The organism is Lacrimispora sanguinis (genome assembly GCF_044987295.1).
Lineage (GTDB): Bacteria > Bacillota > Clostridia > Lachnospirales > Lachnospiraceae > Lacrimispora > Lacrimispora celerecrescens_B.
In genome coordinates this window covers 4565841-4590728 of sequence record NZ_CP173277.1, presented here as the reverse complement: position 1 = coordinate 4590728, position 24888 = coordinate 4565841, and the positions used below count along the sequence as shown (strand labels likewise).

At 40.8% G+C, this 24888-nt stretch carries 18 protein-coding genes; 4 read left to right on the top strand and 14 right to left on the bottom strand.

The features are described from left to right. Positions 1-271: 271 nt before the first annotated feature. A complete protein-coding gene (locus ACHZES_RS21235; protein WP_089987630.1) occupies positions 272-1039 on the top strand; it encodes an ABC transporter ATP-binding protein in 768 nt (255 codons plus the stop codon). Continuing rightward, entirely contained in the window at positions 1032-1829 is a 798-nt protein-coding gene (locus tag ACHZES_RS21230) for an ABC transporter permease (RefSeq protein ID WP_038284794.1), read from the top strand. Before ACHZES_RS21235 ends, ACHZES_RS21230 begins: the two co-directional genes overlap by 8 nt. Positions 1830-1968: 139 nt before the next feature. Here ACHZES_RS21230 and ACHZES_RS21225 read toward each other — a convergent pair whose 3' ends face one another. The 9 genes from ACHZES_RS21225 to ACHZES_RS21185 form a co-directional block, all read right to left on the bottom strand. Beyond that, a complete protein-coding gene (locus ACHZES_RS21225) occupies positions 1969-3306 on the bottom strand; it encodes a glycoside hydrolase family 30 beta sandwich domain-containing protein (protein ID WP_395546554.1) in 1338 nt (445 codons plus the stop codon). 78 nt (positions 3307-3384) lie between these two features. Next, positions 3385-4233: a carbohydrate ABC transporter permease gene (locus ACHZES_RS21220; protein ID WP_395546553.1), complete on the bottom strand. Its 849-nt coding sequence runs from the start codon at positions 4231-4233 to the stop codon at positions 3385-3387. A 5-nt stretch (positions 4234-4238) separates the two neighbouring features. After that, positions 4239-5111 (bottom strand): carbohydrate ABC transporter permease, encoded by an 873-nt coding sequence (locus tag ACHZES_RS21215; protein ID WP_395546552.1) that lies wholly within the window; start codon positions 5109-5111, stop codon positions 4239-4241. Between the two features lie 71 nt (positions 5112-5182). Continuing rightward, complete coding sequence (locus ACHZES_RS21210; protein ID WP_395546551.1) at positions 5183-6550, bottom strand: ABC transporter substrate-binding protein; 1368 nt, start codon at positions 6548-6550, stop codon at positions 5183-5185. Between the two features lie 195 nt (positions 6551-6745). Further along, entirely contained in the window at positions 6746-8509 is a 1764-nt protein-coding gene (locus ACHZES_RS21205) for a sensor histidine kinase (protein ID WP_038284788.1), read from the bottom strand. Further along, on the bottom strand, positions 8506-9333 hold the full coding sequence (locus ACHZES_RS21200) for a response regulator (protein ID WP_195841126.1): 828 nt from the start codon (positions 9331-9333) through the stop codon (positions 8506-8508). Before ACHZES_RS21200 ends, ACHZES_RS21205 begins: the two co-directional genes overlap by 4 nt. Before the next feature lie 485 nt (positions 9334-9818). Next, a complete protein-coding gene (locus tag ACHZES_RS21195; protein WP_353655171.1) occupies positions 9819-10643 on the bottom strand; it encodes a carbohydrate ABC transporter permease in 825 nt (274 codons plus the stop codon). After that, positions 10644-11510: a carbohydrate ABC transporter permease gene (locus ACHZES_RS21190; RefSeq protein ID WP_395546550.1), complete on the bottom strand. Its 867-nt coding sequence runs from the start codon at positions 11508-11510 to the stop codon at positions 10644-10646. It abuts the gene before it with no gap. Positions 11511-11604: 94 nt separating this feature from the next. After that, on the bottom strand, positions 11605-12969 hold the full coding sequence (locus ACHZES_RS21185) for an ABC transporter substrate-binding protein (RefSeq protein ID WP_154523575.1): 1365 nt from the start codon (positions 12967-12969) through the stop codon (positions 11605-11607). A gap of 416 nt (positions 12970-13385) precedes the next feature. Between ACHZES_RS21185 and ACHZES_RS21180 the strand changes: the two genes are divergently transcribed. Both ACHZES_RS21180 and ACHZES_RS21175 read left to right on the top strand, forming a co-directional pair. Next, complete coding sequence (locus ACHZES_RS21180; RefSeq protein ID WP_404820267.1) at positions 13386-14993, top strand: sensor histidine kinase; 1608 nt, start codon at positions 13386-13388, stop codon at positions 14991-14993. Further along, positions 14971-16491, top strand: coding sequence for a response regulator (locus tag ACHZES_RS21175; protein ID WP_395546547.1), 1521 nt, complete (start codon positions 14971-14973; stop codon positions 16489-16491). Before ACHZES_RS21180 ends, ACHZES_RS21175 begins: the two co-directional genes overlap by 23 nt. 72 nt (positions 16492-16563) lie before the next feature. On the opposite strand, the gene ACHZES_RS21170 is transcribed toward ACHZES_RS21175, so the two are convergent. From ACHZES_RS21170 to ACHZES_RS21150, 5 genes are all read right to left on the bottom strand, one after another. Next, entirely contained in the window at positions 16564-18783 is a 2220-nt protein-coding gene (locus ACHZES_RS21170; RefSeq protein ID WP_395546546.1) for an alpha-galactosidase, read from the bottom strand. A gap of 234 nt (positions 18784-19017) precedes the next feature. Next, the gene (locus ACHZES_RS21165; protein WP_395546545.1) at positions 19018-21468 is read right to left on the bottom strand and encodes a glycosyl hydrolase 2 galactose-binding domain-containing protein; all 2451 of its coding nucleotides are present in this window, start codon (positions 21466-21468) and stop codon (positions 19018-19020) included. A gap of 6 nt (positions 21469-21474) precedes the next feature. Then, positions 21475-22323, bottom strand: coding sequence for a carbohydrate ABC transporter permease (locus tag ACHZES_RS21160; RefSeq protein WP_154523560.1), 849 nt, complete (start codon positions 22321-22323; stop codon positions 21475-21477). Positions 22324-22326: 3 nt separating this feature from the next. After that, positions 22327-23241, bottom strand: a complete 915-nt coding sequence (locus ACHZES_RS21155) for a carbohydrate ABC transporter permease (RefSeq protein ID WP_154523557.1) — start codon at positions 23239-23241, stop codon at positions 22327-22329. Positions 23242-23457: 216 nt separating this feature from the next. Continuing rightward, a complete protein-coding gene (locus ACHZES_RS21150) occupies positions 23458-24807 on the bottom strand; it encodes an ABC transporter substrate-binding protein (protein ID WP_395546543.1) in 1350 nt (449 codons plus the stop codon). Between the last annotated feature and the right edge of the window lie 81 nt (positions 24808-24888).

The following is a 24888-nucleotide window of genomic DNA, read 5'->3' as shown; positions in this document are numbered from 1 at the left end:
AGTGGACTTTCGCCCACTCTTTATCCGCTAACTGTCATGTTATCGTAGACAGTATAACACTGTTTATTCACCATTGCAAGGGGTTTTTCTTATTTTTCCAGCATTTCCGCCATCTATTCCACCATTTTATTGGCTTTTCCTGTAACAAGGCGAAAAAAACAGCAATCCGGCATTTTATATCAAGGATAAGAAGGTCTGGTTCTTCACACTCCTTTTTTTTGTACATATCATAACACTATATCAGATCAAATCTGTCATATAAGGAGGACCCATGAAGCCAAAACTGGAAGTTCGCGGGATCAGTTACTCCTATCATTCCCTTGAGGGTGAGACACTGGCCCTTTCCAATATATCATTTACTGCAGATAACGGAGAATTCCTTGCAATCGTCGGCCCATCCGGCTGCGGGAAATCAACCCTTCTATCTCTTCTTAGCGGATTACTAGTACCTGACGAAGGAGAAATCTTAATTGACGGTGTCTCCCAGGCAAAATCCGGCGTCAATATCGGTTACATGCTGCAGCGGGATCACCTTTTTGAATGGCGTACGATTATGGGAAATGCTGAACTGGGGCTGGAAATTCAGAAAAAGCGAAACAAAAGCTCCAAAGAAAAGCTGCATCAGATGCTCCATACTTACGGCCTTGGAAGCTTTGAACAGGCAAAGCCGTCAGAATTGTCCGGAGGCATGCGACAGCGTGCCGCACTGGTCCGCACCCTGGCCCTGGAACCGGACCTTCTTTTATTAGACGAACCATTTTCCGCTTTGGACTATCAAACCAGGCTTTCCGTCTGTGATGACATCAGTTCCATTATAAAAAGCACTCATAAAACTGCGATTCTTATCACACATGACCTTTCCGAAGCTATCAGTGTAGCCGACAGAGTCATCGTACTGACAAGCAGGCCGGGCAAAATTAAAGCCATCGTACCGATTTCCTTCGGAAGCGACGATATACGGCCTTTGACACGGCGGAACATGCCGGAATTTTCTGTTTACTTTAATCAGGTATGGAAGGAGCTGCAGAATCATGATTGAGACTCATCCCACCTTAGCCCAACAGGAGTTTATTGAAAAAGAAAAACTGCACCGCCGCAATGTCCGGGTGTGGCGTACCATGCTGTTGGTACTGCTTCTTTCTCTTTGGGAACTATGTGCAAGACTGGGCATGATCAATGACTTCATATTCAGCTCTCCCTCCCGTGTGACCGCCTGCTTTCTTAATATGGTAGTGGACAAAAGCATTTTTATGCACATCGGGGTAACTGTGATGGAAACCCTCATAAGCTTTGCACTGGTCACTATCTCAGGCCTGCTGATCGCTGTTCTTTTATGGTCCAGCCGCAGTGTGTCGGAAGTATTGGAGCCTTATCTTGTCATGCTTAACAGTCTTCCAAAATCCGCCCTTGCTCCCATCTTAATTGTATGGCTGGGGAATAATATTAAGACCATCATTGTTGCTTCTATTTCTGTGGCCGTTTTTGGATGCATCATGACGCTCCATACCGGTTTTTCCCAGGTTGATCCTGACATGATCAAGCTGATCTATTCTTTGGGCGGAAAGAAAAAGGATGTTCTTTTTAAAGTACTGCTTCCCGGTTCTGTGCCTCTTATCATCAGCAATACAAAGGTTAATATCGGACTTTGTCTGGTTGGTGTTATCATCGGAGAATTTTTAGCGGCGAATAAAGGACTGGGATATTTGATTATATATGGAAGCCAGGTATTCCAAATGGATCTGGTCGTCATGAGCATCGTAATCCTGTGTATTGTATCGGCGATTTTATATCAGGGGATTGCACTGCTGGAGAAGAAGATTAAGTTTTAATTTATTTTTTGTCTGACTATAACGGGTTGAGGGTGAAGTCCTTAAACAGACTTCACCCTCTCTCTACAACCATTCATTGCTTTTTATTCTTCTTCTATGAGCAATACCGCAACTGCTTTCCAGTTTTCTCAACCGTCCTTTATAAAGCGATTACTCCTGTTGTCATGGAATATGGCTTTGCTACGCAGTTTACCATCTGTCCATCCATGCGCAAGACATAGGGCAACTCTTCTGCAGACCGATTTAATACCACGAAAGCAATGGATCCGTCCTGATTCTCCCATGCTGTCACATCAAGATGCGAGGTATAGCAGGTACTTGCAATTCTGACGGCACCCGGCTTGATAAAATGAGCAAAATGCCAGTAATATCTCAGCACATACCGCTCTTCAAGCTCGCCCTTTTCTACATTGAATAAATAGGGGGCATCACAGAAATTACCTACATGATTGGGGCCTCCCTTTTCATCTAAAAGAATATTCCAGTCATAAAAACCATTCATGCCATGGTTTAGATTTCCGATCATATCATGGGCAAGCCTGCCTGCATTCTGACACTGGTCCTCCACGCCGTATTTTGAAAACTCCAGACAGCTTTCAGACAGAATCAACTTCTTATCTGGAAATTTTTCACGGATTAAAGAAAGCGCATCAAAATGATCGCCGCTGTACCAGTGGAATGCAATCCCCGTGATCAGCCGGTCAGTAGTCTCATCAATGATCTGGCAGGCACGCTCAAAAGCTCTTTCTTTGTTATGGTCCCAAATGAATACTTCAATATGATCCAGATGATTTTTTTCCAGCTCCGGATATAAGTAATCTCTTAAAAATTCTTTCTCCTCCTCCGGCGTATACACGCAGGAGTCCCATGTCTGCACGGCTTTCGGCTCATTCTGGATAGAAAGACGTTTCACCTCATAGCCTTTGTCCTGGTATTCCTTTATATAACGGCATATATATCTTGCCCATGTTCCGTAATACTCCTTCTTTAAGGAGCCTCCGTCCTTGCGGGAGCCATTGGTCTTCATATAGGCTGGCGGAGACCAGGGAGAGAGCATGACCGAAAGCTTTTTACCGCATTTTGCCTCCGCACGGTCAAGAAGCGGAAGCATATACTGCTCCACATCCTGAAAGTTAAATTCTTCAAAGTCTGTATCCCCTTCTTTGTCATCTGCCGCATACATGTGAGTGGAAAAATCGCAGCTGTCGATGTGCATGCGTACCATGATATAATTCATCTCATCAGGTGAGAAATACTTGGAAATCAGGGCATTCTGCTGTTCCTCGTTCATCTTTGAAAAAATATAGCCGGATGCATCGGTCAGGGCTCCTCCAAAGCCTTCCATCGTCTGGTAACGCATCTGGCGGTATAAGTTGATAACCTGATTTTCCGTACCATCGTCCGGCATGAGTGTCATCTCCTGCTCCTCGCATATTGCTTCTGATTTTCCATGTGTCAAATAGCTGTGCAATCTCATCTACTTCTCTCCTTCACATTTTTTTATTCTTACTAGTACCTGTTTACATCATTCATGCTATTTTACATCAGCTTTTTCTTACCCTTTAACAGCCCCCATGGCAACACCCTTTGTAATATGTTTATTTAAAATAATATATATAATTAAAGCCGGCGCCGCTGACAGAGTCATAACCGCAAACTGAACTGCATAGTTGGAGGAATACTGTCCGGTAAATTCCAGTATACAGAAAGGAAGAGTCTTCCATCGTTTACTGCTTAGGTATGTAGTCGCAAGCATAAATTCATTCCAGTTATTCAAATAAGTCATGATTGACACTGTTACAATCGAAGCTTTCATTAATGGAAAGATAATGATCGCAACAATCCGGTAAATGCCACATCCATCAATGAGGGCTGCTTCTTCCAGTTCCTTGGGAATCGAACTCATAAAGCTCGATGTAAGGAAAAATCCCTGAGGAAGTGAAAATGCAACATATGGTATCAATAACGCCCATATGGTATCGGTCAGTCTCAGTCTATCATAGATCACATAGTTTGGGAGCAGCGTGGCATGAATCGGAATCATCATTCCCATGACCATAAGGATGCTCGCAACCTTTTTCAGCTTCCACTCCATTCTTCCGCATGCAAAAGCTGCCATGATCGAGATAATCAAGACCATAATTACTGCAAGCGTATTAATCAGCAAACTATTTCTCAAATAATGAAGAAAATTTCCGTTCGTAAATGCAAGATAATAATTGTTCCATTGAATTTTCTGAGGCAATACCAGAATTCCGCTGGTAAACATCTCATTGCTGTTACAAAGGGAGAAATCCAAAAGCCATATCAGCGGAAACATCTGGACAACGGCAACCAGGGTCATAACTGCGATGGTTACGATTCTTCCCGGCTTGTTTATAACGGCTGCTTTTATCTTTGCCATATCCCTTATTCTCCTCTCTCTGCAAATAACCGGTTCAAGGCCACGGTAGAAACCAGGCATATGGCGATAAATGCAACGCTGATCGCATTACCATAACCGTATTTATAGGACTGGAAGGCCTGCTTATACAGATAACTTGCCATGAACTGCGTCTCATTGCCCGGACCGCCTGCCGTCAGTAAATATACGGTTTCCATCTGCTTTAATGCGGAAATGACAGCCATCGTGACATTAACCTGAATAACCGGCTTCATTAAAGGCAGAGTAATATAGAAAAATGTTTTGCTGCCGCTGGCGCCATCTATGGCCGCTGCTTCATACATCACAGGATCTATGTTCTTGACGCCCGTATAATAAATCAGCATTCCCCAGCCAAAGCCATGCCAGATGAGTACCAAAAGCACTGCCCATATCGCATTGCCGGCGCCCAGAGGATTCAGCTGCCCTGTATAGCCAAGTGCCCTTAGAACCTTTGTAATCAATCCAAAGCTTGGATTATAAATAAACTTCCATAAATACGCAATAACCGCCACTGAAATTACATTGGGAATAAAGAAAATACAGCGGAACAGGCCTTCCGTCTTTCCCTGAAGCTTATCAAGCTTTACTGCAGTCAGCATGGCAAGTGGATGCTGGATGCAGATAAATCCAATGGATAAAAGCAAGGAATTCCGCAGTGCCGTCCAAAACACAGAATCATGAATCAGGGTTTTATAATTTTCCAGCCCGATAAAAGAGCTTGCCCCTATTCCGGAGAAATTGGTAAATCCATAGTACGTACTTAAAATAATAGGTGCCAGAATTGCTGTCACAAAAACAATAAGTCCGGGAGCCATAAGGGAAAATATTACTTTCTTATTGCTGTATAATTTATGCATGCCTCTATCCTCACCCCTTGTAAGACAAAAGGGGCTGTTGTGTCAGCCCCCTCGTAATTAAGTATAAGCTCTTATTTCATTGCAGCTGCCAGTTTATTAAATACATCATCCGGCGTAAGTTTTCCAATTGCAAATTCTACAAATGAATCTTCGCAGGCCGTCTTAAATGCATTCGTTCCCCGGTCATTAAAGGTCGTTCCTGAAATATTCGTGGAATTATTGACCATATCTACAAATTCCAGCTGAAGACTTGTTTCTTTGCCTGTTAAATACTTAGAGAAATCCTGCGCTGACATGCAGACACCGTTTTCCCAGCAGAGCTTTGACCAATTCTCCGGAAGATACATGTAATTTAATAATTTAATAGCTTCTTCTTTTACAGGAGAATTGGCTGTAACCGCATGACCGCCACCGTTCCATGCTGTAATATCAGTAATGGTTCCTTTTCCGCCTGTTACTGATGGCATGCTGAATACACCGATATTCTTTCTTATATCTTCCGGTATATTCTCATTGGTTGCCATGGACATCTCCCAGCTTCCCATGTAATACATCGCGGACTGGCCATTTGTAAATAAGTTCATGCTGGTAGCATAATCAGTTGTCTCGAATCCTGTCTGAAACATGCCTGCATCCACGGTCTTTTTGTACAGATCAAGAACCTTTGGCCATGCCTCGTTGGTGTAATCTCCATCTTTAATCGAAGCCTGCATATCTGCGGAAGCCGTGGCTCCATCAAACTGCTGGAATAATGAGGTGATATAAATGGAGAGAGGCCATTTGTCAGAGCCATCCATGGAAACAGGAATGAGGCCTGCTGCCTTAAATTTTTCAACTGATGCCAGAAGCTCGTCATAGGTCTTAGGAACCGTAACGCCGTATTGTTCAAACAGTGACTTGTTGTAATAGAATGACATGACATCCGTATTTCTTGCAAGACCGTATAATTTTCCGTTCTTGCTGAATCCATCTAAGGCTCCGTTGATAAATCCGTAGTCTTTATAGTCGCTTGGATTTAATTCTGCCAGAAGGCCCGCATCGATCACTTCATCTAGGAAGGAAGGCTGACCCCAGGCACTTACAAGATCAGGCATATCGGAACCGGAGGCATAAGCCTTAAATTTTGTTTTATAGCTTTCGTCATCCAGTGCCTCTATCTCAATTTTTACATTCGGATTTTCTTTCCTATACTGGTCAAACAGCATCTGCTCGATCAGACCCTGTCCGCTGGTGCGGTCCGGGAGATTGGAAAACACCTTAATTGTCACATCCCCGCCAGCTTTTTCCGGAGCCGTTGTTGCCGCCTCCGTAGCAGCTGCTTGTGTCTGCTTTCCGTCGCTTCCCGCTGCCCCTTCCTGCTTTCCGCTGCCTGAACATCCTGCCAAAACTGCTGCTATCATCGCTGTGCATAATAAAGCCCCGATATGTCTTTTTTTCATATCCCTCTCCAATCTGCCGCCCATAAACGGCATAACTAAATTTTTATTGCCAAATAACCATTTACTTTATCCCATCAGCGCTGATTGATATAGTAATCATAACAAGTTAAATTGGAAAATAATACACAAAAATTTAATTAAAATGTTTAAAATTTTAATATTACCTTTACATACAAAAAGCCCGGAAAGACTTATTCATCTTTCCGGGCCCTTTTCATCCTTTTTAACTTCTTCCTGCTCCTCTTCCCTGGCAGGTATATGTATGGTAATCTTTGTTCCTGCTCCAAGAACGCTCTGCACCAGCAAGCCATAATCCTTTCCGTAGATCATCTGGATTCTCCGGTTTACATTGACAACGCCGATTGAGGTATGCCCACTTTTTTTCATGGAATAATCTTCCCTTAAGATATGAGACATGGTTTCCTCTGTCATGCCCACTCCATCATCCATGATCTGAATATACAAATCTTCATCTTCTCTACGTGCTGCCACGAGAATATGGCCTTTATCCAGCTTTTCTTCTATGCCGTGAACAATGGCATTTTCCAGGATAGGCTGAATCAACAGCCGGGGAATGTAAAGACTCATAAGGCTCTCATCGATTTCAATCTCCGCCACCATCTTATCCCGGTAGCGGTAATTCTGAATCGCGATGTAATCCTTTAAGCTCTTTACTTCCTCCCCAAGCCGAACAAAGGACTTCTTCTCCAGGGAATAGCGCATCATATTACTTAAGGCTGCCACCATATCGCCAATCTCATCCACATGTCTGATACGCGCCATCCAGTTAATGGTATCCAGTGTATTGTACAAAAAATGAGGGTTGATCTGCATCTGCAGGGATTTCATCTGAGCCTCCTGCTTCATAACCTTCTGTTCATACACCGTATTGACCAGGCTGTTCATATCCATAACCATCTGATTAAAGGTGTGGCTTAAACGGCCAATCTCATCCTCGGAATCCACCTGACAGTTAATATCAAAATTTCCCTGTCCGAAGTTTTCCATAGCCCCGGATAAAAAACGGATGGGTCTGGTGATGCCCCTTGATACCAGGATGGAAAGCAGGGCCGTAAGAAATGCGGTCGTAAGAGTAATGGGGATAATCACATTCTTTAATTTGGTGATATCCCTCATATAATAATCTCTGGGAATAGCCAGAACCATATACCAGCCGTTGGAGATGGCTCCGCTGTTGTATACACTGTAATACGTATTGCCCACCCGGACATTATTATAGAACGCCTCATTTTCACCAAGGAAATTCCTGTAGGGCTCATCCAACAGTTCCCCCGACAGGGTCTCCGATTCTGTTGCCAGTATTCTTCCCTCTTCATTTACAAGAAAGATCCGCCCAGATTTGGTCAAATCAATATCTGCAATGATATCATATAAGCTTTTTGCGTTGACATCCAAAGCAATATACCCAAGAAGTGACTGAGTTGGAAAGGCATAGAGCTTTTTCATCAGCACAATGTGATTTTTATCAACTGCCCAATACTGCTTTTCATCCCGGATGTATCTGGTAATATCCAGTGACGGGCCATTGCGGGTTTTCGTATAAGTGTATTCTCTGCCTGATTCGGAATGTATACAGATTGCATTGATCTCCTGGCGCAAAAGAACATAGGAGGCCAGAATCTGACGAATATCACTGTGCAGCTCATAATAGGCAACCCGGTTTCCCACCACCTGTTTCTCTGCTTTCAGAGAAGCCTGTATCGTATTATTTCCATTAATATAAAAGGCGACGTTTTCAATATCCGATACCGTACTGTCGATCTTTGACAATGTAACAGCTGCCAGATTCTTCAGATAATCGTTCGTCTTATCTGCAAGCATCTTTTTCGAATAATAAAATTCAAAAAAGGACAGTAAGATGACCGGAGTCAGAATCATTGTCAGGAAGATAAACAGCAGTTTACTCTGAAACCCCCATTTACGAAACCACTTCCTCATAGCTCAACCGTTTCCATGATTTTTTGGAAAGGATTTGTGGCGCTTTCACCGGATTTGCGATATTCATAGGGCGTCATGCCGTACTTTTTCTTAAATATCTGTCCGAAGTACCGTTCATCTGATATCCCCACCTTACGGCATATCTCTCCGTTTCTCAGCTTCGTGTCCTTTAAATAATTTGCTGCATAATACATCCTGACGGAAGTCAGTATGTCTAAAAACGTATAGCCTGTCTCCTTTTTTATGTAATGACTCATATATACCGTAGTAAAGTGAAACTCCTCCGCCAGTACGGATAAGGTGAGTTCTTTTTCATAGTTGTCATAGATAAACTGGAGGATCCGTTCAATCCGTTCCTCCTCTTCCACCAAAGCTTCCACAGGCTTAAACAGCTTGGAAATATCCTGTATCCTGGATTCCAGTTCTTCTAATCTTATCTTTTTATTTTTCTCTATATCATACTTTACACATGCATTCGTCACACACTGGATAATCTCCTGAGGCGTGGAGGGCTTTAAAAGATAATCAAACACTCCGAGAGAAATCGCTTCTCTGGCATATTCAAATTCCCCATACCCTGTTAATAGAATCACTTTTGCGGCAGGATAGTTCTGCAAAGTAATCTTTGCTAGCTCAATCCCGGTTATACCCGGCATTCGGATATCTGTGAGCAAAATGTCGATCTCACGGCTGTTAATCCATTCTGCCGCTTCAATGCCATCCTTTAAGAGACCTACCAGCTTAATTCCATTTTCCTCCCAGGGAAGCGTAACGAGCCCCTGGCGAATCGTCACTTCATCATCCACTATTAATAATCGATACATTGCAATCCCCCCATAGCATGTTTTACATGGTATATTATAACTCTAGTTCATTGCATTTACAACGGTAATGTCTTAAGGGCATGCCCTTACGGATCACGCCCTCTATCCAAGAATACGTATCATTTCGTTCATCAATATCCACCAGCTCCAGCCCAGTATCCACCTCATGAAAGTGTAAATCTTCAATAATCTTGTGGTGAATTTTAAAAACATAGACATCCCCAATCTTATTATCTCGTACCCACAGCTCTTTAAGATGGACCTGGTGGTAATGTCTATTGTAATTCTTTGTATTGTATCGGCAGTTTTGTATCAGTGGATTTCTTTATTGGAGAAAAAGATTAAGTTTTAGTTCTATCAGAAGGACTTTTAACCTGTTAATTGGATTTGTTCATTAGGATAAAGCTCCTTTATTTATAATCAAAAATCCGACATCACTGTTTAGCAGTACCAAAAAGTCGTGTCCGAAATGTATGCATAAATCTCTATCCTTTAACAGCTCCTGCAGTCATACCAGAAATCAAATATTTCTGTCCTACAACATACAGAATGATGATAGGAAGTATTGCCACAATCATAACAGAGCATACGAGGTTCCAAGAACTAACAAACTGACTAAAATAATTATACATTCTCATAATAACACCCCATTTTTCAGACGAATTTAAGAAGTACAGCGGAACGATAAAGTCGTTCCAGCAATTCATTACGTTAATTACAACCGCTGTCATGGTTACAGGTTTTAATAATGGAAAGATAACCTGAAAGAATAAATTAATTCCCTTACCGCCATCTATCATAGCAGCTTCATCCAAATTCCTAGGAATACTTCCAATAAATCCATAATAAATGAATACTGTAAATGGAATGAACTGTGCTGTATATAATAATATCGCTCCTATGTATGTATTAATAATATGAAGAAACTGAAGTACCTTTACCGTAGCAATATAGTTAATTGGTGCTACTAAACCAAGTAAAAATAAGACATACAAAAATCGGTTTGAATTACTTCTGTCTCTTACTAAAACAAAAGAAGCAAGAGCAGAAACAAATACTGTTATAGTACAAGATCCAACACATAATAGAATACTGTTCATAAAGGAAAGAAGTAATTTGTTATCCTTTAATATAGCCAAGAAGTTCTCAAAATGATACTCTGTAGGGAGTTTTAAACTCATGACTGCTGACTCGGGTACATTTTTTACAGAGTTAAGAGCAATCATTAACAGCGGAATAATGATGAGCAAACTAAAACACCATAAGGTGAATCCTAATACAAAGTTTAAAATTCGTTGTCTCTTCTTCACTTATTCCACCTCCTCATTCTTCATATAGAATTGAATTACACTGACAGAAAATATTGCTAAAATAACAAACATAATCGTATTTAATGCTGTACCATAACCGTAATTTCCCATGGAGAATGATTTAAATATCGTAATATTGACAACTTCTGATGCTCTTCCTGGCCCTCCATTGGTTAACGCAAAGATCACATCGAATACTTTTAAACCAGAAATCACATTCAATAACATATTAATCATGATAGATGGCATGATAAATGGTAATGTAACACTCCTAAACTTTTGCCATGCATTGGCACCGTCTACTTCACTCGCCTCGTAAATTTCTTTTGGTACTAATTGGAGGCCAGCAAGGAAGATTATCATATTAAATCCCGCTGCTTTCCATACTTCAATTGCAACACATGACCACATTACCAATTTCGGGTTTATTATCCATCCAAGATTGGAATGAATACCAATCAGATTTAAAAACTGATTTAAAACACCAGTATCCGGATGAAAAATCTGCTGAAATACTAATCCAACGATTAAATTAGACAGAATCATTGGAAGAAAGAATATGGTGCGCAGAAAGTTACGTGATTTAATTTCCCTGTTCAGTGCCAATGCTAATAGTAGTCCAAAGAATCCTTTTAAAACAGAAGTTAATATAGCATAAAAAAATGTATTTCCAAATACCCTAAATATTCTCATATCTGTAAAAATACTTTTATAATTGTCTAATCCAATAAATTTTATTTGCTGATTCATTACATTCCAATTGGTAAAGGAATAGAATAAACCGATAATGCTAGGTAGCAAAAATAAAGTGAAGAATATTATAAATGCAGGCATTATGTATATTTTACTATAAGTTTTATTTCTCACCAGCTTCACCTCTTATGAAAACCGGGGATAACACTAGCGTGGGTTTTGTGTCATCCCCGATATCGTTTATACTAAGATAGTTTAATCACTCTTCCTATTTTGTAGCATCAAACATCTTCTGACGGTCCAGATCAATTGCTTCTAATGCTTGCTTTGGTGTAAGAGAACCTAATAATACTTCCTGAATGTACTGACCAACAATGGTATTATCCCAATATAATACACCATATTCCATATCCATACCTGAACCACCTGGTGCATTGATTATGATCGATTTGCCTGCTGCTGTTGCTTTTCCTTCTACATCCACAAAAGATGGATTGGATTGAATGTCAGGTCTGCCTTCATAATAAGTCTTTAAATTATCTTCTCTTGCTAAGAATTCGAAGAACATTTTTACATAATCAAGATTCTTTGAATCCTTATATGCAACACACATATTTCCACCCGCGGAATGGGAATATACATTGTTTCCTGCAAATGGAATCGGATACATTTCCCAAGTATCTGCTGTACTATCTGGATATTTATCTTTCACTTCATTCTGATAAGACTGATAAGCAACATAACCTGCTGAGTTTCCATTTCCAAGAGATTCATAAGCAGAATCCCAAGTATTTGCTAAACTATTCCGACCAAGATATCCTTTGTCATAGGACTCTTTTAATTCTGTTAAGAACTGCTCAAACTCTGGCACATCAACAAACTTCATTTCATTTCTATTTAACTTAGAATATAATTCAGGATGTTTGGTAGCTGCATAAGGGCCAAAGTTAGATAACCAGATCGCCCAGTGCCAGGATTCCTTACCACTTTCATATACTGGGGTCACTCCACTCTTTAACAAAGCATCACAATTTGCAGCAAACTCTTCGTATGTCTTTGGAACGGAAAGTCCTAAGTCTTTATAGATATCCTTATTATATAAGATACCCCATCCATCTACATTCCATCTCATGAATCCCATAATCTTTCCATCTATTGTTGTTCCCTGCTTTGCATAGTCAGCGTATCTGGAAACCCATGATTCATTTGAAAGGTCTGCAAAATAAGTCTCAGGCATGAATTTTAGTGCACCAACACCACCAGATACCATGAAGATATCTGGAACTTCACCGGTTCCTAGTTTTGTTTTAAGTACATTAACATACTGGTCGTCAGGTACTACTTGTAAATCAATTTTGATACCTGTCTCTTTTTCGAATTTTCTGTTTAATTCGTCATCCACATTTGATCCTTTGTTAACCCAGTTCTGAGATGCCATAAAGGATAAAGTTACGCCCTCCACCTTTTTATCACTCTGACTGCCTCCATCTTTTGAAGGTTGCTCCGTTACTGTTGTTTCTTTGCTGACCTCGCTGCTTGTTTCCTTTTTCTCCTTACTGCATCCTCCCAGAACTGATACCATTGAAATCGCCAAAGCACAACATAAAACTTTCTTAAATACTTTCTTTTTCATTTATGTACCACCCTTTCTGTAATTTAGATAGCTCTATTATAAATTATTTAAAATCAATTTCCGATACATTTTCATGCACGCTTATGTGGATAAAACTGAACTATAATTTTGTGCGTTTTTGTCAAAAAGTACCTCAGTTACTTGTCGTGTATTCAGCACTATGCTATAATGTTCTTAGAGATTCAAACTTGTTAAGTACAAAAAGCATTGCAGAATGGGGTGTAAATATGAAACTGTTTTCAACCATACGTTCCCGCTTATTTTTTAGCTATTCAAGCATAATCGTAATTCTGATTACTCTTCTAGCAACACTATTTTATCGTTATACCTCAAATATAATTGAGCAAAGAGCTTCTGAATCTCTGCAGCAGCTTTCTGTGAACACCATACAGTACTTAGACTCCGAGATTAAGAATATGAATTCATTAGCAAATCGAATTATATCCTCAGAGCCGGTTAGAAACGCTTTTTATGATCTTAAGCCAAGCAACTATAATCTGCTAAGTAAAAAATCTAAAATCTTTAACCTCTTATCAACCACTACTGGTTCTACCTTAGAATATCAGATTAATTTAATTGGACTTAATGGCAATTATGTAGAGTTTGGAAATAAGTTTGATATTCGCACCATAGATTATGAGAACATCAACTGTCGTGTTTGGTTTTCTCAATGTCTTGATTTACGAGGAAAATTGTTTATCGTACCAATTGAGCAAAACCAAAATGCAATCTCCATTTCAAGAGCTTTTTCAGAAGTCTTTGGAGCAAAATACGATAGCATCGTAGAAATACAAGCCGCCTATGAAACCTTTGCAAAACATATTGAAAAAGCCACAATCATTCAAAATGTATCCACAAAAGGTTCTGTTCGTTCCTATGTATTTGATGAGCAGGGAAATCAAATTTATCCTCTTAATAAAAATAATACTTTCGATTATTTTGGAAAAACAAAACAATGTAAGGATAACTATGGCACCATGCCCATAGAGGGAAATGAGCACTCAGAAATCATGGCATTTTCCAAATCTGATTACTCCAATTGGACTGTTGTCGTCTCACAGACGAGAAATCAGCTCTTACAGCCTGTCGTCACCTTTAGAAATATTATACTATGCTTAGGCGTTATTGTCTTATTTATTACACTGTTTTTAAGCTATATCATCTCTAAAAAATTGACAGAACCTATTAAAGAGATAAGGTATGCGATTAGTAACTTAAACTTAAATGACTTATGTACCCAACAGGAAACAAAGCAAGAATTATTCTCTTATGAGCTAACAATGTTAAGTGATGCCTATAAGGAGATGGTTACTCGTTTACAAGACTCTTTAAATCAAACTGTATTAGCAAGGTCTAGTGAAATTCAAGCCAGAATGATTACTCTTCAGGCACAGATGAACCCGCACTTCTTATATAATACGATTACTGTAATAAGCATAAAAGCTGAGGACTGTGGCAATACCGAAATCGTACATATGTGCGTCAGTCTTGTTAGCATGCTTAGATATGTCACCATTGAAAATAATTCATTCGTTACAGTGGGCATTGAACTTGATTATATAAAAAAATATTTATCTTTGATGGAATATCGCTACCCGGAACATTTTAGAGTCAATACAACATTGCCAGAAGCCCTTTATGACCTTCCTATTCCAAAGTTATTAATTCATCCACTTATTGAAAATTGTTTTAAATATGCCTTTAACATCCGTTCCCCATGGTTAATTTCCATCGAAGGAACTCTTGATGAGGATTATTGGACTATCTCAGTAACAGATAATGGTGTTGGATTTAAAGAAGAAGTTATGGCTGAACTTAATGAAACAATCCATACCAAACAATTTGGCTTTGCATCAAAAACAAATGATAAGATAGGACTTTTCAATATTTATTACCGTCTTAAGTTACAGTATAAGGAAGATGCTGTTTTTGAAATTAGAAACAACGAAGGTTGTGGAGCAACCATTATCATTGGAGGCAGAATAGAGGGAGGAATACAAAATGATAGCAAAAAGGACGTATAAGGTTGTTGTGGCGGAGGATGAGATTCCAATCTTAGACAATTTGGTAGGAAAAATCAAATCCTTAGCATGGCCTTTTACCATTGTGGGTTCTGCTACCAATGGCCATGATGCCCTTGATTTAATAAAAGAACATAAGGCTGATATTTTATGCACTGACATCAGAATGCCGATTATGGACGGACTTGAACTTACAAAAGAGGCAAAACATGTCAATCCCCAATTAAAGATCATTATTATCAGTGGCTATAACGAGTTTGAGTATGCTCAGCAATCGATTCGTTATGGTGTGACCGATTACCTGCTAAAACCAATTAAAATCGAAACTTTGGAAGAAACCTTTCAAAAGATTTATCAGAATTTAGAAGAATCATATCATGATACAACCTGTCATATTATAACCAATCAATTATCAGGAAACGCAAACAGTAAAACCTTACCTTATGAATTTAATGAGCAGAAGTTTTATATGTATCTTGTATGTCTTGGTAATCTGTACGAAAATTGCAGTAATGAGCTTTATATGGTACAGCTTCAAGGGTTATGGGATTATCTCGATTTACAAACCACCATACAAAACGCGTTGCTTCCCGGTACCCCATGGTGGATTATCGACGAAAAGTACCCAAACTGCAAAATCATTATTACTTCGGCCACTAAATCCAATAGTGGCAAATCTCTGCATCGCTTATTATGTGCGAAGTCGCATGACAAAATTGAAATAACCTTATGTGCAACTGTATCTTCCATCTTATTTCATAAAATATGGGAATCAGCACAAAAATTAAGATTTACTTTAAAGAACAACTTGATTCCATGTAAATCTAAGTTTCTATTAGAAGGCCAAGTCTACTCTCCGCCTGCAACATTACTGAATAGGACTAATGCTATTCTAGCGAACATAGCGATGATGAAAAAAAGAGAAAACATGAGCAGCTTGATTCCCTCTATCAAAAATTTATTTTCCTATTATCAGGCAGAAGGTGTAACCCAAGAATTTGTAGAAAGTAAATTAAAAGATTTATTGCAATCAATTTGTGATGAACCTGAAGATTTGGAATCCTACCAAACACGTATCTATGAGATAATTGCGAATTCAAAAATACAACAAGAATTATACAGTCATATCTGTTTGGTTCTAGAAGAAATAGTGGTACAATATACTGAAACTACAATGGATACAAAACAACTTTATAACAATATCAAAAAGTACATCGAAGTGAATTATCGAACCCCAATTACAGTCGAGACCATTGCAGATTATTATCATTTTAGTACCTCTTATATTTCGAGAATATTTAGAAAGTATCACGGGGTACCGCCCTTTAAGTATATTCTGTTTCTGCGAATGGAAGAAGCAAAACAGCTGATTCTTAGTAATGACGATCTAAATATTTCTCTTATCTCTGAAATGGTCGGATATACCGATCCCCATTACTTTAGTCGTATCTTTAGTAAGACTACTGGCATGAGTCCTTCGGAGTTTAAGCGAATGACATAAAACAACCCATGTAATGAAATCCTAACTCAAAGTTAAGTATCATTACATGGGTTGTTTATAACCTTTTGAAACTTATTCCGTTATTGCACTAAAATGATAGATATGGCTGATGAAATCTCCTTCTTTTACTTCTTCCATTGGTAGGATAAAGCCAAAATACATCAATTGATCACCTGAATAAATATCTTCTGTTTCTATACATCGATATTCTTTCTCTAAAGATAACCCAGATAATTTGATTCTTCTAGAGCCTGGATTTGCCTTTGATAATATCTTATAAGAACCGAGAATAAAATCATTCTTATCCTCATCTATGCAAAGCCAAGACACAAAATTGGATTGAAATGGACTTTCTAATCTATAAAAATCACCATACTGTATGAGTTTACGGTTTCTTTTCGCTTCTTTTATTACTGCTTTTGCACCTTCTTTCTCTTCTTCTGTAAATTTCGTAATGTCCAACCCAAAACCAAATGTTCCAAAATAAGCAACTTCTGCCCTCATCATAAAATTCGTCATTCTTCCCTGCTGATGATTTGGACTTGGTGAAATATACGATGCCATGCTTCGAAGAGGATAAACAATCGAAGTACCATATTGAACACTTAAACGTTCTATAGCGTCTGTATTATCACTCGTCCATACCTGCGGCATATAATAAAGCATTCCTCCATCAAAACGATTGCCACCGGAAGCACACGATTCAAAGAGTATCTTGGGGAACCGATTGGTTAAACGCTCCAGTAATTCATATAGGGATAGAATATAACGGTGTGACACTTCCTTTTGTTGTTCATTCTTTAGATATGTAGAACCAATCTCAGTCATTGTACGATTCATATCCCATTTGACGTATGCAATGTTAGCGCTGCTTAGAATTTTTTCTAACTGTTGATATAAATAATCAATAACTTCGGGGTTAGTTAAGTCTAGAATATACTGATTTCTCCCATGACTCATTGGCTGACCAGGTACTTTAATTACCCAGTCCTTATGGCATTCATATAACTTACTATCTTTATTTACCATCTCAGGTTCAACCCATAAACCGAACGATAATCCAAGAGAATTAATTTTCTGTGCCAATCCATGCAAACCATTAGGTAGTTTCTCTAAGTTTTCAAACCAGTCTCCCAGACTTGTAGTATCATCATTTCTGTTGCCAAACCATCCGTCATCCAGTACCAGCATCTCTATTCCAAGTTCTTTTGCCTCTTTCGCTAACTCAACTAATAGGTTTTCATTAAAATCAAAATAGGTAACTTCCCAATTATTAAGGTATACAGGCGTCGTCTTATCTTTCCACTCACCTCTAGCCAGATGATTCCGATATAGCTTATGAAAAGTATGAGACATTGCATTAAAGCCATGATCAGAGTATACCATAACAACTTCGGGGGTCTGAAAACATTCCTCATGTTCTAATTGCCATGTAAAGTCAAATGGATTGATTCCCATACATACTCTAGTCAAATCAAATGCATTCACCTCTACTGAGGCTAAGAAGCTACCACTATAAACAAGGTTAAATCCATATACTTCCCCCAAAGATTCTGTGGTTTCTTCTCTAGCCAAAGCTAGAAATGGATTATGAAAAGCACTTGACGCTCCATAAGTACTTTCTATTGATTGCATTCCATGTACAAGTTTTCTCTTCGTAATGTGCCGTTCCCTTGCCCAAGCTCCATCAAGATGATACATCTCAAAATCCGAGTCTGGAAAATCAATACAAGTACTTTGCGCATTTAATATAGATATTGTTTCCCCGTAATTGATAAACTGGGCACTTCTTGTAATTGCATCGTACTCTCTAAAAATAGTAAAATTTAGGATTACCTCAAGTCTTAGATAATCGTCTGATAAGGTAATCTCTAAGGTAAGTGCTTCTGACTCCTGATTAGCATATGTAGCAGGTAGCCCCTTTAATTTTGGCTTTCCCTGATAAATCTTATGAGACTTATATACTAATTTAGAGACTGTATTACCATCTGAATTTCTTATCTGATAAGCGGGATGTCGATAATCAGAAGTTCCGTATTCAGGATATACTCTTGGTGTATCTTCTAAAGAAAAAGTAATATCTCCTTCAAATACACAAGCCTGAGCTCCTCTTTCTCTATGTTGTAATGATTTATTTAAAAGACCTGAACATTTTATTTGCTTCCCGAAATAAAGATGTCCCAGCTGCCTGTTCTCTAAGATATTCATGATGTAGCTGATATTTCTATTCTTTAACTCAAATATCTTAGAATCCTCATAGTAATTTACTTCTAATATATTTCCCTTTTGCATGTATTCCCTCCTCATACTTTAAAAAGTTTTCTTTATTGCCATTTACATTTTCGTAAATATAAGTTACATCATCTATCATAAACGATTCTACAAAGGGAAATAATACATTTAAATGTACAATCAGGTGGATAAAACTGAACTTAATATATCACACCTTTATAAAAAAGAGAATGCAGCAAAGCCTATCCGTCCGTAATCCTCAAGGAGCCGCTCTTAACATAGATATACCCCCTTTTAGCGAATATCGTATGCGGACTGAATCCCCAGCTTATTCCAATCGTTCTTGGTGACAGGTCGGGAGACCTCGCCTCTGTCAACCGTAACTATTTTGATTCTGCCCGGCGACAGATCAAAACAATTGTCATCCGCAACAAAGTCAAAATCCGGACTGTCAAAGGTGACATACTTGGCATAACTGTCTGTTGCAAAGCTCAGTTCAAAGCCTTCCTTACATTCCTTGACACTCACGCTTATATGTGGTTTTATGAACTCAAAATGCTTGGGACGTACAAAGAGAAGGGAGCTGCTGCTGACCTCGCTGTCATCGCTGTACAGCGTATATTCAAGGTAGCAGTCACGAGCCTTTCCGTAACTGCTATAGTCAGCTTCGGCAACCTGAGATGCCACAAGCGACGGTACTTTTGAAGTAATGTGCCGCTCCTCAATAATCTCTCCAGTGTTGCGGCGTAATCGCCATACAACCCGGCAAACCACTTGACGCATTGTCTCATTGGAGATAACAAACCGTATCCTGCCGTCTTCCTCAAGAGCTGCTAGCAGTACCGGGGCATAGAAACGTTTGGCGTAGTAATGCAGAGGCTTCCATCGGTTAAAGTAATCGATCGATGCCCAACTTGCAACAGGCCAACAGTCATTGAGCTGCCAGTAAAGGGAGCCCATGCACCTGCCACGGTTGCTTCTCCAGTGCTCTACCCCATACTTTATAGCTTCCGCCTGTAGAATCTGGGAGGCATACAGAAGCGCTTCAAAGGAAGTCGGATAGCGAAAGTTTGCGGAAAGATAGAACAGAATCCTGCCATTCGCGCTGCCATTTTTCTGATGATTCTCCATAACCGGAGAAAAAATATTTTTATCCTCGGGCAGCGCAAAGCTATCGATTGTTTTTTCACTGGGAAATGACTGGAATCCAAACTCCGAGCAGAAGCGGAAGTGATATTTTCTGTACTCAGTGAAATGTTTAAGCCTATGCCAAACCTCCCAGTAATGTACATCTCCCCTATTTTGGTCATTGGGGTCATCGAAACTACCGCCTGATGAGGGTGATGCAAGCCAATAAAACCGATCTGGATCGACAGACTTTACCGTCTCAGGCAGGATCCATTCAAAGAGCTTGATGTAGTCAGCACGGTCACAAGGATCGTTTCCAAATCCCATATCCCATCCAGACCAGCCCCACTCCAGCTCGTTGTTACCACACCACAAGCCGATACAGGCATGGTGGCGTAGCCTTCGGACATTGTCCCTCGTCTCGGCCACCACATTGTCCACAAAGCCATCTTTAAGGCGGTACACACCACAGGCAAAAAGCAGGTCCTGCCAGACAATAAGCCCATAACGGTCACATAGCTCATAAAACCAGTTGTCGCAGAAGTAACCGCCTCCCCATACACGGATGCAATTGTAGTTGGCGGCAACACACTGCTTAATCAACTTTTCGGTACGTTCTCTGCTGCAGCGGGGGGAGATACTATCCTCGGGAATGTAATTAGCACCCATGGCAAAAATAGAGGTGCCGTTTATACAAAACTCAAAGCTTTCACCCCATTCGTCCTTTTCCTGACGGACGGTTAAGGTACGTAAGCCCACATCGGCATTGCGTACATCCAGCAGTATGTCGTTGCATGTCAGAGCAAGCTGGACTGCATAAAGCGGTTGACCGCCGAAGCCATTGCACCACCACAACTGTGGGTCTTGGATAACCAGCGATATACTGGCGTCAGTGCTTTCAAGTACCACTGTTTTTTTGACAGCCTCGCCCTGGGGCGAGGTGACACACATCGTCGCCACAAGGGGATCGTTACCCGACAACCGTTTGGTTTTAAGCTCAGCGGTAATGGTCACGGCTCCGTTATGGTGATGCTGGCGGATATAGAGGTCGTCAAGGATTGCTATGGTGTAAGAAACAAGTCTTACTCCACGCCAAATGCCGATGTCTGGCAGCTGTGGGCCCCAATCCCAGCCATAGCTGCAGTGAGATTTTCGAACCATGCTAAAGCCATTGACTGTATCCGAGGTAATGTAGTATGGATCTTTCTCGTGCAAGGCCAGCGCATAGTCTATGCCCGAGGTAAAGTTGAGCTTCAGCTCATTCTTCCCTACGCACGCAATCCCTGTTACGTCCAACTCATAGGTACGGTGCATGTTGTTGACCGAATCCAGTTTTTGGTTGTTAAGGAAGATGTCGGCAACAGTGTCGATTCCGTCGAACACCATTACCAGTCGATCTCCCTCAAGCTGCTGTTGAGTCAAGTCAAAGGTATTGGTAAATATGTAGTCCTGCCGCAGCCGCTCAAAGCAGTCCCACTCGTTTTCTCCAAAGTATGGGTCGGGCATGTCGCTGCTGGTATAGAGCACATTGGCAACCGTTGCCGGCAGGTCCGATATATATTCCTTGCCGCCATTTGTACTGCGTATAAGCCAGTTTTTGTTAATTTGTGTAATCATAATCTGTCATCCTTTCAGCCCTTCAGTGCTTATGCCCTCAACCAAATACTTCTGGAAGAAGACAAAAATAGTGAATATAGGTAGTATCGAGAGTGAAGCCATTGCGAACATTGCACCCCAGTCGGATTGGGAAGTCGGGTCGGCAAAGAGCTTGAGCGCCAATGACACCGAATAGTTAGTGGGCTTGTTGAGATAGAGAAGTGATGCAAGGAAATCGTCCCACTTCCACATAAACGAGAAGATTGCACTAGTGACCATGGCAGGGGTTATGAGAGGAACAATGATCCGCCAAAAGATGCCATAGACAGAGCAACCGTCTATCTTGGCTGCTTGGTCAAGGTCTCGTGGGATGCCCTGTATAAACTGAACCATGAGAAAAATGAAGAAGGCACCGCCAAAGTAACTTGGGACAATCATTGGGAGGAAAGTGCCAATCCATTCAAGCTTTTTGAAGATGATGTACTGGGGAATCATGATGACCTGAAAGGGCAGCATCATGGTAATGAGCATGCAGGCAAACCAGAAGCCACGCCCCCGGAACTTTAGCCTTGCAAAGCCAAAAGCTACCACAGTAGAGGACAGCACCGTGCCAATTGTGCCCAGTATACAGATGATAAAGGAGTTCATAAAAAAAGTCGAAAAGCTTATTCCCGCAAAGCCCTTCCAGCCATTGGCATAATTCTCAAACTTAAAGGAAGAGGGAATGAACTGCGCTGCGGTGCGGAAGATGTCATTGGTGTCCTTAAAGGAACTTAACACCATCCACAAAAAAGGATAGATCATAATAAAACCAATGAAACAGACAAGCAAATGGTAAACCACTTTGCCTATTATCTTTTGCGGTATCCCGTTCATGTTTTATCCCTCCTCTGATTCACGATAGACCCATCTGTTCGAAGTTTTGAAGATTACAGCGGTCATCACACCCACTATGATCAGCATGAACCACGCCATAGCCGAGCCATAGCCCATCTCAAAGTACTTGAAGGAACGCTCATACATATAAACCGTATAGAATAGCGTCGAGTTCATAGGCTTGCCGCCTGTAATGATAAAGCTCTGCGTAAAGGCCATAAAGGCATTGATGCTTTGCTGAATAAGGTTAAAAAAGATGACTGGGGTCAGCATAGGCAGTGTGATGTAAAAAAATCGTTTTATCTTGCTGCATCCATCTACCGTTGCCGCCTCATACAGTGTCGTAGGTATTTGCTTTAGCCCCGCAAGGAAGATGAGCATCGACGAGCCAAACTGCCAAACCGACAGCAGAATAAGCATCCAGATAGCCGTATCGGTTCTGCCAAGCCACGAGATATCACAAGGAATCCCAATCGCATTCAGAATCGAGTTAAATACACCATCACTGGTGAACAGACGTTTCCACAGTATGGCCACAGCAACGCTTCCACCCATAATCGAGGGTAAATAGTAAACCGCACGGTAGAATGATGTGGCGCGAGTGTTCCTGACAAACAACATTGCCACAAGCAGCGCCATCGTCAGCTTAAGCGGAACCGAAACAATCGCGTAAAATGCCGTCACCTTAAAACTCTTCCAAAACAGCTCATCCTGAGTGAACATTCTCACATAGTTATCCAGCCCTATAAACTTAGGAGCAGAGAGAATATCATACTTCGTAAAGGAAAGAAAGAACGAAATAATAACCGGTACAAAGGTAAAGGCCATAAAACCAATAATAAAAGGCATAATAAATACATACCCGGCAACCTGCTCTCTATTCAACACGCTGCCAAGCGTTTTGTTTTTGTTTTTCATTGTGTAATCACTTCTTTCTGGCCGTCTTGTTGGATGAAAAGGAATTGAGCCACAATACTATTGGGCTGTGACCATATCCTAGCAAAACGATACTGTGCAAGTTTTCAAAATATACCATTCAGAAAGCTTGAGCCCAATTTCGCATGGCTGATGAAAAACGCCAGCCATGCGAAAGTTCAAAAGGACTCACTACATCAAAATATACTTCAATGCTTTCTAGGAAGCTGCCTTGGCAAGAATCGCATTGCCTTCGGTCATAAACTTTTTAGTCGCTTCTTCTGGTGTAATCTCTCCATAGCGTACCTTGTCGGTAAGATCACTGCAAAGTTTTCGCAACTCGCTGAATCCGGGAGGGTTGGGAGGGTCAATCGGAGACGCAATCTCGCCTACCTTGGCAACATAGTCAAAAGCTGTCTGCTGGTCTGCAGGGAGTGTGGGCTTGATATAATCCGCAATCTTGGTAGAAATCGGAACGCCTCGCTCTGCTTTGAGGCAATCCTGCGCCTTGGAGGAATTAGTAAGAAAGTTGAGAACCTTTGCCGCCTCATCCTTGTACTTGGAGGACTCCGTAATGGAGAAGAACATGCTAGGCTTCAGATACATGCTTTGTCCGGTAGCATCGGTGGAGATACATTCCATAGTCATGCCAAGATCTTTGCCTGCAGTTTTTGCAAGGGTTGGAACCTGATTGGACTGCAGAAAATCTGTCCATGTACTGCCGTCGACGAGAGGCTTGGTCTCGATATCATCGGCGTTTTTCTCTGCCATAATCTCCATCGAGAGATGCCAAGGCTGTGCAATGGTTTCCTTCTCCTTTTGGAAGTACTGAAGAACCACACTTTCCTCTACAGCCAGCTGATTTTTGGCATAGTCAAACATGTTCTTGTTGAAATCGCGGCAGACAGAAGCGATGTAGGAGTCGCCAACTGGATAAGTTGATTTTATACCGGTTTTTTCATAAACCGTTTTACAAATATCCTCATACTCGTCATAGGTCATCTGGTCGGGGATGGTAACCCCCGCTTTGTCGACAACTGCTTTGTCGTAAGCAATCGTGGGAGCGTTCATGCCCGCACAGAGAGCATAAAGCTGTCCTTCCAGAACACCCGAGGATAGAATGCTCTTAGGAACATTAGTCACATCGATGGTCCCGTTCTGTATATACGTATCGAGGGAAGCCAGCTGTTTTTTCGACTGATACTGTGCTATGTAGGCATAGTCCTGCTGGATAATGTCGGGGAGCGAGTTGGATGCAGCCTGAGTAGAAAGCTTATCCCAATAGCCCCCCCAGTCCGAGAACTCATACTCGAAAGTAACGTGAGGGTTTTCGGCCGTGTAGGCGTTCAGAGCGGCAACTGTACCGTCGGTACGAGCCTGACTACCCCACCACGAAACACGCAGAACAATGGGTTCTTGGGTTCCACCAGGTGCGGGAGCAGTCGCAGCATCAGAGGAAGATACCTGATCCGAAGGCGCCGACGACGATGAGGTCGCAGACGTGCCACATGCTGTACAAAGTACTGCGACCAACGTGGTCGACAATACTAGGCTAATAACTTTTTTCATTATAATACCTCCTTTTTGATAATTTGTTGATGTGTCGAGAATGATTACTCTTTTTATAAACACAATTACTGTTTTCAATAA